The following is a 14,062-nucleotide window of genomic DNA, read 5'->3' on the forward strand; positions in this document are numbered from 1 at the left end:
TTATAAATATGTCCAGCGGCAGAAAATTGGGCAATGTAGAACAAGCAATGGAAATCCTCAATAGACGTGCTAAAACATGGAATTTAGTCACTATTAGCCGCATCAAAGGTAATTTCCAAGAAGCAGTTCTCAGGCAATCTCTAGACATTATTCAGTATCGTCATCCTCGTTTAAATTCACACATTCTTCATTTCCGAAAATGTTTTTATTTTCAAACCACAGGTACAGAAAAAATTGATTTACGGATTGTTAATCATATAAACGAGGAACATTGGCAAGAAGTTGTTAATGAAGAGATGAACCAGGAAATTGATAGTAGCAAATCTCTGATGCGAGTAGTGCTTGTGCATATCCTCAATGAGGAAAAAATCAGTTACTTAATTACTACCCTACACCATGCAATTTCCGACGGCTTATCTAGCATTCAACTGCATTCAGAAATATTGAATTATTATCAAAGGCTTAGATCTTGTGAACCCATTCAACCAGTTAGAAGATTAGAACCTTTGCCACCTATTGAAACCCTAATACCCAAATCTAAACAGGGGTTTATAGGTAAGATTAGCGGACTTTTATATTTGTTAAAGCTGGGATTTTATAAAATATGGAATCAACCCCAAACATTAGGATTTGAAAAATATGTCTCCGTCTCTCAGCGTCATTCCACTATTATTCACAGACAGATAAACACAGAATTAACTCAAAAGTTTGTGCAGCGCTGTCGGCAGGAAAATACCACAGTACATAGTGCTTTATCTGCCATTCTCATGTTTACAGTAGCCAGAAAAATTATCAAATATCATCAAAAAGATGTGCGAGTAAATAGCTTATCATATCTTAATTTACGAAAACGATTGCAACCTACAATTAATGAAGAAGATCTGGCTGTTTTAGCCACATCAATGATGGGATTTCACAGCATAAAACCCAATACATATTTCTGGGATTTAGCACGGGATGTTAAGCAAAATCTAGAAGCTGGAATCAAGCGTCAAGATATCTTTAATATGATATTAATTGCTAAACAACTTATAGACTTTAGTTTGACTTTTCCCAAACAAATAGCTGCTACAGTTTCAGTATCTAATATTGGTAAAGTAAATATTCCTGCAACTTATGGGGAATTAGAACTAGAAGAAATTAGTTTTGCAGGTTCCCATAGTTTGTATGCAGGTGTTTTGGTAATTCATGCTGCAACTTTTCAGGGAAAAATGCTATTAAATTTTGTATTTTCTCAGCCTTCAATTAGCCAAAAAACAATGGAAGCAATTGTCACAAATGTTATTGATCTTATCTCTGATGTCACGTTTAATTCCTTACAACTTAGAGGTACATAAATGAGCAATTCTCTTGCTAATTCTTCACAAAAACCAGCTTACTCTACTTTAGAGATTCAAGCTTGGCTAGTTTCTCAAATTTCTTCTTTATTGGGAGTCAATCCAGATGAAATAGATATTCGAGAACCTTTGGATAGCTACGGTTTAGATTCAGCACAAGCAATGACTCTTGCTAGTAAAGCCGAGAAAATGATGGGAATTAAGTTGTCTCTTATCCATCTTTGGTACTACCCTACTATTGAAGAACTTGCTCAACGGTTAGCCGAAGAATTGGAAAATTCCCAAACCGAAATTTTGCAGATGTGAACTCTCATAGTAGTTCTTAATTAGCTACAATAAGAGCAACTACTATGCATCTAAAGCAATAAAGAATTTTAAGTTTTTTCCTCCTATAAGACGGACACTTCGCAGGATTGAGGGAAAACCGTTCCAGTGAAGTGTCTTCTTTTTTCTCTTCTTTGTACTTCCTTAAAAACTGGGAGATTTAGTAATGAACGCATCCGAAATTCTAGCAAAACTTACTCAACAAGGTGTTCAATTTTGGGTAGAAAATACCAAACTAAATATTCGCTCTCCCAAGGGTGTAATTACACCAGAAGTACAGGCAGAAATAGCCGCCTATAAAGCAGATATTCTGGCATTAATACAGGAAATGAATATCACACCAAAATGTGCATCTGAGCCTCTGAGTCAAGGAATTAGCTTAGAAACTATTGGCAGATTAATAGGTGGCTTTGCAGGAGAATCATCTCTGGAATATCAACCACCAGTTATTAACCCTAAATCGATGGCTCAAAACCTCAGTGTTACATTTAGACCTTTACCTAATGGTTATCAAAATCAAATAATTATTAAATTCCGTCAAGAATTAGCAATTAAATTAAAAAAATTTGGTGTTAAAGTTCTCTCTTGGCAGGAAGCAACAGCAGATTATTTTTATGATATTAAAATTCCCATACTTAACAAAAAAATCTCCTTTAAGCTGCGGGGAGTGAAAGCAGAAATTAATGCAGTTATAGATATCGAAAGACCGAATTCTTGGCTTAGAAAAATAGGCATATTTATAGCGGAGAATCTATATAAATTTTCTTCTCTCTCGCTGGCAAAAAATCGCCAAATGTCGGTTGTACAAATTGCTAAATTAAGTAGTTGGGCTGAAGATCATGCAGCTAAGTATGTTGAAAATCCGACAAATACACAAGTGATTATTCTTAGCGAAATAGATCATAAATTTGTGAATCCAATCACACCATATAAAGAAAAAATTAGCATTGGCATCAACACACTGATTAGAACATTTTCAGAAATTGTCATTGGTGTATCTAGTAATCAGATTTCTATCCTGAACATGAATTTATCAGATTCTATTTTTTCTAAATCTGAACTAGATAATTTTGTCTCAAAATCGCTAATTCCTAAAGTTTTCGTCCCCATTGCCCCACTATTAATGAGTCGATTTGAAATAGGAACCTATAATCCTCATCTATCTAAATATGCGAATAACTTAGTAAATTTAGGACGAGAATTAGCCTCAACTGGTTTATTTCCGGCTGGGTTTAAGCTGGCTGAAGTTATTAAAAGAAAGTCTCACAGAGATATTGTCAACATCATCGTCAATGGGAGAACAGGAGTCTCTTATGGTTTTGTAGCTTATGCAGAACCTCCCCACTATGTAGGAAAACCAGAAATAAATAATTATGAGTGGGAGAATTTATGGCCAGTTCCTGGATTTAGTAGTAATGAAGTTCGCAAAAATGAAGCAAATAGACGTTATATTAAAATCATTATTGACGGAGAATATGTATTTAAGCAAATTCCTGATATTTGGCTAGTTAGTTCTCGTTCAGGCTCGAATAAAACCGATTTAAATCTTGAACAAGATATTATTCGGATTGGGTTGCAAGATAAATTACATCTGCAATTACCAATAGAAGCACAGCAGCAAAAAATAGATATCAAACCTTCTTATGATATCTATGTCATGCTGGCAATTAGTCTTTCTGCTGCTCTGTATACACCGGAATTAATTGAAAATGGTGCGCCAATTGTTCACTTTCATGGTTATCCTGCATTTGATTGGTTTCAAGAAAATGAATATTGCGTTGGCGTAACCAATCCATCAGTACCCTGTGGCACATATGAATCAGGAGTGTTGAATTTTTTGGGTTTCTCTAATTTAGCTGATCAAAAAATCCCAAATATCAAATTAGTGAGTTTAATAGAACCAGATCATGGCGTAAATTTTATTGCTCATGATGTGGAGTATCTAGTTGATAGGTTAAAACATGGATGTGTCGCCGATCAAATTGAACTAGGTGGTAAAAATTTTGCTTCTCTGAAAGCAAATCTAGGTAATTCCCAAATTTAAATTTTAAAATTTAAATTAATTTCCAGACTTAGTAATTTTAAAACAACAGTTGCTGCAACAAGTTTAGTCCGGTTGTGGCAACTTTTTTTAGTGAGTAAGTTTAATTAAGCAATTTTTATACCGAAATGCAAACTAAATTAACGTAATTAAGAGGGTATAATCCCCCAATGATTGCAACTACGTAGACGTAGGCTACGTTCGTCACTATTACGAATTACGTATCCCTAGCGGGACCGTAGGCACTATTACGAATTACGAATTATCAATTACTTTGATTATATATTTGCGCCATAAAGCGAGAATTATGGCAGGATGGAAAGAAGCTTGTGCAACGAGAAGTCCGAATTCACTCTTAGGAACTTCAAAGGCGCTTTCCTTCTGGGAATCTGTGAACAAATCAGCGTGTAAATCTCCCTGTCTAGTAGTACCGCATGATTTGTGAATTGCGCGTTATCCAGACTAGATGGTTTCAGCCCGATTTTCAGTTTTTCCATAGGTATTCATACTTTACCTGCCAATGAGAAACTAGATCAAGGTCTTCATGAAAGCCATTACCTGGCAAAATGTCGTTAGTTTCGCATTGTCAGCAAAGATTCTGGCAAAAGAATATCTATTATCGTCGGAATGTTTGTGTTTGACTGCGAAAACAGAATATATGTACTCCAACCTTGACTATTAAATGAATCCAGACTACTCAGAAACTTACATAAATCATCCTACGTGGGGTTTGCTATATAGGATCTGTATGGTTGATGATAACCAGGATCTGTTCACTACACTTTATGCCCAACGTTTATTTTTCTTGGTAACAAATGACGTTAAAGGTCTTAAATTTCAGTCAATTGGACGTACTGAAGCCAGAATGATGCTGGAAAATCGCTTACGTACTTTACGTCGCAATGGCAAGTCCCAGGAGTACGATCAGCTTCAGAGTGTTTTCCAACGCACCTTCCAATGAGTAGTTCGATTAATGAACGTATTGCTGCCATTCGTGCCTCACTTCCTGATTCAGTGCGGTTGATTGCTGTTAGTAAGCAAGTGCCAACCGCACTAATGAGAGAAGCTTATGCTGCCGGAATTCGTGATTTTGGCGAAAATCGCATCCAAGAAGCTGCCAGCAAACAATCTGAGTTGCAAGATTTGTCGGATATTACCTGGCACTTTATTGGAAATTTACAAAGTAATAAAGCCAAAAAAGCTTTGGAACTATTTGACTGGATTCACTCCGTCGATAATTTGCAGATTGCCCAACGCCTCGATAGTCTGGCGCAACAGCTAGGTGTGAGTCCCCAGGTTTGCTTACAAGTCAAAATTCTCCCTGATCCTAGTAAATCTGGTTGGATGGTTCCGGAACTGTTAGCTGATTTGGCGGCACTTAACCAATGCAAAAATTTACAAATTCAAGGTTTGATGACAATTCTCCCCCGTGGCTTGGCTGATGCTGAGATTGTAGATGTATTTAATAGGACTAATAAACTAGCAAAAGCCATCGCATCACAAAACTGGCCAAATATTACCATGCAGCATCTCTCAATGGGTATGTCAGGGGATTATCAATTGGCAGTTCCAGCAGGTGCAACGATGGTTAGATTGGGAACTATATTATTTGGGGAGAGAACCTGATCTTTTTGCTTCTGGCTAGGGGTTAAATATCAAAATCAAGACCGAACTTGCTGAAAACCAATTCAGTACGTTAGAGTATAATGCGTGTCTTAAAGATATAATATTGACAAATGTAATTACTAAGACAAAATGAAGTAGATAGGATTTTACCTTGACCAAAACTTAGGATATAATTTTGACTCATTGTTGTGTCCAGTTAAGGTATAGTCCTTTCTAGAACCGTCTTTTTCTTATGAAAACCTGTACTAGAGGCTACTAAGGGCAATAAAATTGCCCCAGGCAGCGGCTAATATAGCAATCACAATTGGTTGTCAATAATTAACAGCCAGAGCAATTAAGGTAATTTCCACCGGGAGCGTACAAAATGAACAATATATTTTCCAAACTTAGAGACTTTGTGGGGCTGAATGAGCAAGTAGAGTACGAATACTACGAAGAGGAACCAGAAACTGATAGCTACCGAAATATGTATCAGCAAGAAAATCCTCAACCTGCTCCACAAGAAACCACTACACCCAATCGACGTTGGCGCGAACCCATGCCTACAATGGAAGAAGAAGTAGCCGCAGCAGGGTCAAAGCCTATGAGTAATGTGATTGGTATGCCAGGTGCAATTAATGGAATTTCCGAAGTTTTAGTACTTGAGCCACGAACCTTTGAAGAAATGCCTCAGGCAATTCAAGCATTACGCGAGCGCAAATCCGTAGTATTAAACTTGACGATTATGGACCCGGATCAGGCTCAACGGGCAGTCGATTTTGTGGCTGGTGGTACATATGCTCTAGATGGACATCAAGAGCGGATTGGTGAAAGTATCTTTTTGTTTACCCCCAGTTGTGTGCAAGTTAGCACTCAAGGTGGCTTTTTACATGAAGTACCGCAACCAGCAGCACGCCCCAGTCGTCCCGCGAGTACAACTCCAGCTTGGGGAACCGAAGTTAACCGAGCAGCGCAATAATAAAGTTAAATTAGTCATTAGGTGGACTAATGACTAATATCTATTCACAAATGACTATTAAATTTGGTTTAATTGGTGGCGGGGTAATGGGTGAAGCACTATTATCGCGCCTCATAGCTAGAGGAATTTATCACGGTTCAGAAGTTATCGTTAGTGAACCGCAAGTTTCTCGGCAAAGTTTTTTACAGCAGCAATATGATGTAAGAGTGACGACGGATAATTGCCTGGTTTTAGCTGAGGCTCAGGAAGCGGTGATGTTGGCGGTTAAGCCCCAGGTATTTAGTGCGATCGCTCAAGAATTAGCAGATATCCTCCCTACAAAACATTTACCCCTGATTATTTCTATCTTGGCAGGTGTCACTTTAAAGCAGCTGGAAGCCGCCTTTCCCCAACTGCCTGTGATTCGCGCTATGCCCAATACCCCCGCTACAGTGGGAGCCGGAATAACGGCGATTTGTTTAGGTGCTTACACTCACCCTATCCACCAGCAAACAGCACAGCAAATTTTTTCCGCCGTGGGAGAAGTTGTCGAAGTTCCAGAAACGCTAATGGATGCGGTGACAGGCTTATCTGGTAGCGGCCCTGCTTATGTAGCGCTGATGATAGAAGCTTTAGCTGACGGGGGTGTTGCAGTCGGTTTACCGAGAGCAGTTGCTAAACAACTAGCGTTGCACACTGTACTAGGAACAGCCAAACTCTTAGAAGAAACTAAATTACACCCCGCAGAACTCAAAGACAGAGTTACCAGTCCTGGTGGGACAACAATTGCGGGTGTGAGCGAATTAGAAAAGGCTGGATTTCGTTCCGCTTTAATTGAAGCCGTCAAAGCCGCTAAAGAACGTTCTCAGGAATTGGGGAAAGGGTGATAGGTGAGGTTGTTTATCTTAGCCCTTTCAAGGTGACTCAAAAAATATTTTTTCCACTCTGCGGTTCAAAGATAATTTATCTAACCACAGAGGCGCTGAGAACACAGAGAAAAAAGGTTAGAAAATTCTTTTTTAACCAAAATTTTTACTCATTTTGAAAGGGATAGAAGCTTAGAATTAAAAATAATGAAGAGGACTTGAGTTATGAGTATTATCATCTCTGATGAACTTCTAACGGCGACTCGAATGAATGAAGCGGAAATGAAGCAAGAAATTGCCGTTTTGTTGTTTCAGAAGGAAAAACTTACTCTTGCTCAAGCCAGTCGATTTGCTGGGATGAACCGTATCGCTTTTCAACATCTACTAGCAAGCCGTCAAATTCCGGTGCATTATGGTGTTGAAGATTTTGAACAAGACATTAAGAATCTGCGGGAGATGGGTAGGTTGTGATCATTGTCAGCGATACATCACCAATCAATAACCTTGCAGCAATTAACCAACTCTATTTACTTCAGCAACTTTACGAGACAGTCATTATCCCGGAGGCTGTTTATCGAGAATTAACTGATCCTGACTTCCCAGTTGCAGGTGCAGTTGAAGTTCAAACGTTGGAATGGATTCAAACTCGTTCAGTTACTAATCGCACAGTTATTGAAGTCCTCAGTAATGAACTCGATATAGGTGAAGCTGAGGCGATCGCTTTAGCAGTTGAATTACAAGCAGATCAACTTTTAATTGATGAGCGTCGAGGGCGCATTATTGCTGATAGACTACACCTCAAGTACACAGGAATTTTAGGCATCTTGATAGAGGCAAAAAGTCAAGGTCTAGTTCCTTTAGTTAAGCCTTTGATGGACGATTTGATCAATCAAGCAGGCTTTTGGATTGCTGAGTCGTTGTACAAAAGTGTTTTACAAGCTGTTAATGAAGAAACTGGTAGTTAAAGATCATAGGCAAGAGCCTCATAGATATCTGCTTCTTCAAGGTAGGGGTGAGCCTTGAGAATGTCATTTGCACTGTGTCCAGATGCCATTAAGCCAACGATAGTACCAACTGTGACACGAATTCCCCGGATACAGGGTTTTCCTCCCATTATTTCTGGGTTACGGGTAATTCTAGTAAGATTTTGCATGGCTGATTGGATTGGGAAACCAGAAATGGCTGCGTCAATTTTTTCCATTATCACTCTTTTCAACTGAAGTTCCCAAGGCTGCAACTGAAAGCAAAAAGTTTCTACTGGTTTTTTGGGATTGTTTTTCAGTAATGTACACCTACACCATATCCAAATCTACTAGTCGTCATCATAATCGTAGATGTATGTCTTAGTAGCTTGGCAGAAAAAAACAGCACGACACTTAACCTCGTAATTAACCTCGTAATAAATAGGAGCAGTGACTAAGCACACTCGTTTTCCTCTAGAATTAGGATAACTACAAATATGAGATACACTCCAAGACTTAGTAGTCGGGAATAACAATGTTGATAGTATAAAAATTGGAACAGCTATCCATATAGCTTTAATTGGATCTCTTAGTCCAATAACTGAAGTAAGAAACCATATAATAAGAAAACGAGCAATATTTGTGTCCATAAAGAAATATAAAACTAATAGGTTTCAACTTATTTTGCATAGCTACAGGTAGGATGCCTCCCCTGACGCATCTGACAACGCAAAAAAATCAGTTTTTTGTAGGGTGCGTCAGAGAGACAAGTCTGTTTTTTTTGCTAACTTATCAGGTTTGACGCACCGAAGATGGTGCGTTAGGTAACGCACCCTACAAGATTTTTGATCCCACTGTTCAGCAATAGTCATAATAGAGTTTTAGATAAAATTAGGTCGGTGCAATTATTTTATCGTAGATGCAACTACTGAGACTGAATCCACCATGCAAACACTAGCCGTTACTGAAACTATCACCACGATCGCAGAAGCAGAAAAAAGATTTGGTTTGAATCGCAGTCAAGCTCAGGATTTTTTTACAGAATGGCATGATCAATTACCTGCATCTACCCCTAATGACCGCACTAACCTAGAAATTTTATGGAAGCGTTATATTTATCACCGATCTGGCGGGCATTTATTAGAAAGTACGGTGATACTATTACTCGTCTCTCCATTACTGACCGTTGCAGGTTTATATGATCCACCTTTTCGCATCAAAGCTGAAGAATCTGTGCAAATCACAGTAGCTGATAGCGAAGAAACTCTACAGGGTCGAATAGATGTGCTAATGTTACGCGACCGCTTTTGGATAATCGTTTTAGAGTCCAAAAAAACCATGTTATCAGTTTGGTCAGCATTGCCCCAAACTCTCGCTTACTTGATGTCCAGTCCAAATACTGATTTGCCTACTTTTGGAATGCTAACCAATGGTGATGATATTGTCTTTGTCAAGCTAGAAAATCAAAAATATGCCATGTCAAGAGTATTTGCACCTCTAACTACCCAAAGTGAATTAGAGTCTGTGTGTCGAGTGCTACGCAGAATTGCAGAAACAGTTAGCCGAATAGGGAACAGCGAACAAGCAGAATAACCAATTACCCATTACCCATCACCAATTACCCATTACCTCTTCCCTAATCACGTTATGATAGTAGACAGTCTGGTTGCAAAAGATGATTGAGTGAACTATCCTGTCCCATCTTCAGAAATTGACTTAAAGTCAGTATTTCCCTTTGAATTAGATCAATTCCAACAAGAAGCGATCGCCTCCCTCAATGCTGGACGCTCCGTAGTTGTCTGTGCGCCCACAGGTTCAGGTAAAACATTAATTGGGGAATATGCCATTTATCGCGCCTTGTCGCGGGGAAAACGGGTATTTTACACCACCCCTCTTAAGGCATTGTCAAATCAAAAATTACGAGACTTTCGCGAAAAATTCGGTTTTGATCAGGTCGGACTATTAACTGGTGACGCTTCTATTAACAGAGATGCGCCAATTTTAGTCATGACCACCGAAATCTTCCGTAATATGCTCTATGGCACACCCATAGGACAAATTGGCATCTCCTTAGTAGACGTTGAAGCAGTGGTGCTAGATGAATGCCACTACATGAACGATCGCCAACGAGGTACAGTTTGGGAAGAATCCATTATTTATTGTCCCCGTGAAGTCCAACTCGTCGCCCTTTCCGCCACAGTTGCCAATAGTGACCAACTCACCGACTGGCTAAATCGCGTTCATGGTCCCACAGACCTGATATACTCCGATTTTCGCCCAGTTCCCTTAGAATTTCACTATTGCAATCCCAAAGGGCTGTTTCCCCTACTGAATGAAAGCAACACCAAAATTAACCCCCGCCTAATTAAGCGTGGTAAAAAAGGACAAGGAGAGCGGGGCAAAGCTGGCAGACCAGAAGCCCCCGGCATCATTTATACCCTCAGTCAACTCCAGCAACGAGATATGTTGCCAGCCATTTACTTTATCTTCAGCCGCAGAGGATGTGATAAAGCTGTGGAAGAAGTAGGTGATTTATGGCTGGTAAATAACGACGAATCCCAAATATTACGGCGACAGATTGATGACTTTTTAAGCCGCAATCCCGACGCTGGACGGGCAGGACAAATTAAACCCCTCTACCGAGGCATTGCCGCTCACCATGCCGGAATATTGCCAGCATGGAAAGTGTTAGTAGAAGAACTATTTCAACAGGGGCTGATTAAGGTTGTATTTGCCACAGAAACCCTGGCAGCGGGAATAAATATGCCCGCCCGCACCACAGTTATTTCCACCCTTTCTAAGCGGACTGACAACGGACATCGCTTGTTAAAGGCTTCTGAGTTTTTGCAAATGTCAGGCCGGGCAGGTCGTCGGGGGATGGATCTCCAAGGTTATGTAGTCACAGTCCAAACTCCCTTTGAAGGAGCTAAAGAAGCAGCGTATTTGGCCACATCCGAAGCAGATCCTTTAGTTAGCCAGTTTACACCCAGCTACGGCATGGTACTCAACTTACTGCAAACCCACTCCTTAGAGCAAACCAGAGAACTGATCGAACGCAGTTTTGGTCAGTACATGGCAACTTTGCATTTAAGACCAGAGTACGACGAAATTGCGGAAATACAAGCAGAATTAACGCAAATACAAGATGAATTAGCCGCAATTGATGAAAATGAATTGGCGTTATATGAAAAATTGCGCCAACGCCTAAAAGTAGAACGCCATATATTAAAAACCTTACAAGAGCAAGCGCGGGAAGATAGACAAGAACAATTGGTGATGATGCTGGATTTTGCAGTGTCTGGGACATTGTTGAGTCTTAAAGACAAAAACATCACAGCAACTTTACCGATGACAGCGGTATTAGTTCACAAAGCGCCAAATGCTGGTCAAGCTTCTTACTTCGTATGTTTAGGACAGGATAACCGCTGGTATGTAGTCACAAGTGCAGATGTAGTTGATTTATATGCCGAATTGCCAAGAGTTGAAGTGTCCCCTGACATCATCCCACCCTCAGAACTGGCGTTAAAACGGGGGCAGTGTGTCCGTGGTCATCAAGAAACAGCAGCGATCGCACAAAGCATACCCGATCCTGGCGAATTTATGTATATGCCACAAGAAGTGGTAGAACAACTCAGTCGTGTTAACGCTGTGCAATCGCAATTAGAAAACCATCCCTTACATCAATCAGGGAACATAGCCACAATATTTAAACGCAGGGCGCGTTGTGTAGAATTAGAAGCAGAACTAGAAGAGATTCAAGGGCAAGTAGAACAACAGTCCCAACGACATTGGGAAGAGTTTCTCAATTTAATTCAAATCTTGCAGCACTTTGGTGGTTTAGATAACTTAGTCCCCACACAATTAGGACAAATGGCCGCCGCTATTCGGGGCGAAAATGAATTGTGGTTGGGTTTAGTCATCGCTAGTGGTGAATTAAATAATTTAGATCCTCATTATTTAGCGGCGGCGGCGGCGGCTTTGGTAACAGAAACACCACGCCCCGATAGCAAGGTCAACTTTGGGCTGAGTGAGGATGTAGCCAATGCTTTGAAGAAATTACAGGGGATTCGCCGGCAAATTTTCCAACTGCAACGGCGTTACAATGTAGCGCTGCCTATTTGGTTGGAATTTGAGTTAATAGCAATGGTAGAACAGTGGGCGTTGGGTGTGGAGTGGGTAGAATTATGTGCCAATACCACCTTAGATGAAGGTGATGTAGTCAGAATTTTACGCCGGACATTGGATTTATTATCCCAAATTCCCCATGTTCCCCATGTTCCAGACTCTTTGCGACGGAATGCTCAACGAGCGATGCAGTTGATTGATCGGTTCCCTGTCAATGAAGCGATGGAGTAAGGGTGACGCGGTGACGCGGTGACACGGGGACGCGGGGAGACGGAGACACGGAGATTCATATACAGCGGTTTCCGCTCTTATGAGGTGCATCTTAGCCCCCTCATCGCTTGCTCTTAGTGGGTTGGGGGTGGGGTTCTTGTACCTCATAACACCGGGAAGTGCTGTAAAATTGAGTCCGCATGAAAATCTGTGTTAATTTATACGATTTTAAATTCCGACAGTGGTTATACTCATTGCTAAGGTTCTACCTGGGAATTGATGAAGTGGCCAAGCCACTTCATTTTTATGGGCAGAATGTCGAATTTTCAATCATTTACTAGCTCATCGCGCCATTTTTCGCGGTTTTCGCGTTTTTCTACATCTCGCACCTCACCATCACGCGCTCGCTCTAAATTTCCCATTGCCCAACTTTCCCACTTTAGGCTTTTTTGTCTTTCCAAGTGGTTGATAAATTGTATGATCGACTGGTCAGGCTGAATAGGTGTTTTTAAATTAAACTGAATTGTCTGGAAAATTTTGCTGTCATTTTTAATGAAGTAGTGAGTTAAAATTTCAGTTAGCCACAGCACAAATCGATTATACATTTTACCAAAAATAGTTGTGCGTTTCTTAGTCAGAAAAATCGCCTGACCTTCTGCTTTTCCATTTTCTATAAGACGTAAAGTAAACATAATATAGAAATGCAAAAAGTCTGGGCCAAATGTCACCATTCCAGTCGTACCATACCAATAACAAAGACTGTAAATAACAGGATTTTTATAGAAGGGACGAATCAGTTTAATCAAAAAATAATCTTCGCCATCTTGTGCAACGTTACTGAAAGTAATCGCATTCTCATTCAGTTCCTGCTTATCAAAAATCAATTCTGATACCTGCTTGTGAACTGTATTAAAATGTTGAGTATCGATAGCATTAACCATTACAACATTAGGGTGACAGTTCGTGATAAAACGCGCTCCAAAACTACTATCACACTCCTCAATTTCTAACTCTGAAATAAAAGGTAAAGGTTGTTGCGGTGTTTCTCCAGTCCAAACCCAAATCATGCCATATTTTTCGGCAGTAGGCCAAGTTTTGGCTTTGATATTAATCGGCTCATCCAAACAAGGAACATCAACACAGAATCCTTCTGAATCGTATTTCCAATGATGAAAAAAACATCGCAATTCATTACCCTCAACCTTACCTTCAGCCAGATGAGCGCCCATGTGTGGACAGTAAGCATCAAAAATAACTGCTCGTTTATCTTGACCACGATAAATTACTAATTCTCTCCCTAAAACTGTTACAGATTTTACTTCATAAACCCGTAATTTTCGAGAGGGTATTACCCAATACCACCCCTCAATAAAACGTTCTGGGTTATTGAAAGTTTTAAGTTTCCGGGGGTAGTTAACATTCTCAGCGTTGACGTTCATTTTTATAGTTTAACTTGCCGTGAAGCGGTTAATCTAGAACTATCATGGCAAGCTAATAAAAACAGTTATTTTCAGTACTAAGCTAAAACCTAAGATGTCGGGTGTGTGAAGACCAAAGTCCTGAAAACACGGTAGACTTAGGATGATGGTGGTGCAATACTGTTCGGTTAAGCTAAAAACATTAAATCAGGTAGG

The 14,062-nt window shown here is 40.0% G+C and carries 13 protein-coding genes; 11 read left to right on the top strand and 2 right to left on the bottom strand.

From position 1 onward, the window contains the following. Nucleotides 1–8 precede the first annotated feature (8 nt). The 9 genes from A9Y75_RS00360 to A9Y75_RS00400 all read left to right on the top strand — a co-directional run bounded on the left by A9Y75_RS00360 (nt 9) and on the right by A9Y75_RS00400 (nt 8,096). Nucleotides 9–1,337 carry a condensation domain-containing protein gene (locus tag A9Y75_RS00360; RefSeq protein WP_071187164.1) on the top strand — a complete coding sequence of 443 codons (1,329 nt, stop codon included), beginning with the start codon at nt 9–11 and terminating at the stop codon, nt 1,335–1,337. Then, nucleotides 1,338–1,643, top strand: a complete 306-nt coding sequence (locus A9Y75_RS00365) for an acyl carrier protein (RefSeq protein ID WP_071187167.1) — start codon at nt 1,338–1,340, stop codon at nt 1,641–1,643. It begins immediately after the preceding gene. A 184-nt stretch (nt 1,644–1,827) separates the two neighbouring features. Then, on the top strand, nt 1,828–3,705 hold the full coding sequence (locus tag A9Y75_RS00370) for a hypothetical protein (protein ID WP_071187169.1): 1,878 nt from the start codon (nt 1,828–1,830) through the stop codon (nt 3,703–3,705). A 679-nt stretch (nt 3,706–4,384) separates the two neighbouring features. Next, nucleotides 4,385–4,663: a transcriptional coactivator PipX gene (locus A9Y75_RS00375; RefSeq protein ID WP_071187171.1), complete on the top strand. Its 279-nt coding sequence runs from the start codon at nt 4,385–4,387 to the stop codon at nt 4,661–4,663. Continuing rightward, the gene (locus A9Y75_RS00380) at nt 4,660–5,328 is read left to right on the top strand and encodes a YggS family pyridoxal phosphate-dependent enzyme (RefSeq protein WP_071187173.1); all 669 of its coding nucleotides are present in this window, start codon (nt 4,660–4,662) and stop codon (nt 5,326–5,328) included. Before A9Y75_RS00375 ends, A9Y75_RS00380 begins: the two co-directional genes overlap by 4 nt. A gap of 364 nt (nt 5,329–5,692) precedes the next feature. Continuing rightward, complete coding sequence (locus A9Y75_RS00385; RefSeq protein ID WP_071187175.1) at nt 5,693–6,286, top strand: cell division protein SepF; 594 nt, start codon at nt 5,693–5,695, stop codon at nt 6,284–6,286. 50 nt (nt 6,287–6,336) lie between these two features. Next, on the top strand, nt 6,337–7,152 hold the full coding sequence (gene proC, locus A9Y75_RS00390; RefSeq protein WP_071188770.1) for a pyrroline-5-carboxylate reductase: 816 nt from the start codon (nt 6,337–6,339) through the stop codon (nt 7,150–7,152). A 204-nt stretch (nt 7,153–7,356) separates the two neighbouring features. Then, entirely contained in the window at nt 7,357–7,602 is a 246-nt protein-coding gene (locus tag A9Y75_RS00395; protein WP_026104256.1) for a UPF0175 family protein, read from the top strand. Further along, nucleotides 7,599–8,096, top strand: a complete 498-nt coding sequence (locus A9Y75_RS00400) for a DUF3368 domain-containing protein (RefSeq protein WP_071187177.1) — start codon at nt 7,599–7,601, stop codon at nt 8,094–8,096. The genes A9Y75_RS00395 and A9Y75_RS00400 overlap by 4 nt, the downstream gene beginning before the upstream one ends. Here A9Y75_RS00400 and A9Y75_RS00405 read toward each other — a convergent pair. After that, on the bottom strand, nt 8,093–8,284 hold the full coding sequence (locus tag A9Y75_RS00405) for a DUF433 domain-containing protein (protein WP_071188771.1): 192 nt from the start codon (nt 8,282–8,284) through the stop codon (nt 8,093–8,095). The genes A9Y75_RS00400 and A9Y75_RS00405 overlap by 4 nt on opposite strands. A 754-nt stretch (nt 8,285–9,038) precedes the next feature. Here A9Y75_RS00405 and A9Y75_RS00415 point away from each other — a divergent pair. Beyond that, on the top strand, nt 9,039–9,686 hold the full coding sequence (locus A9Y75_RS00415) for a type I restriction endonuclease subunit R (protein WP_071187181.1): 648 nt from the start codon (nt 9,039–9,041) through the stop codon (nt 9,684–9,686). Nucleotides 9,687–9,776: 90 nt separating this feature from the next. Next, nucleotides 9,777–12,449, top strand: a complete 2,673-nt coding sequence (locus A9Y75_RS00420) for an RNA helicase (RefSeq protein ID WP_071187183.1) — start codon at nt 9,777–9,779, stop codon at nt 12,447–12,449. Between the two features lie 305 nt (nt 12,450–12,754). On the opposite strand, the gene A9Y75_RS00425 is transcribed toward A9Y75_RS00420, so the two are convergent. Continuing rightward, a complete protein-coding gene (locus tag A9Y75_RS00425) occupies nt 12,755–13,867 on the bottom strand; it encodes an aromatic ring-hydroxylating dioxygenase subunit alpha (protein ID WP_071187186.1) in 1,113 nt (370 codons plus the stop codon). Nucleotides 13,868–14,062: the final 195 nt, after the last annotated feature.

Source organism: Trichormus sp. NMC-1, from assembly GCF_001858025.1.
GTDB lineage: Bacteria > Cyanobacteriota > Cyanobacteriia > Cyanobacteriales > Nostocaceae > Anabaena.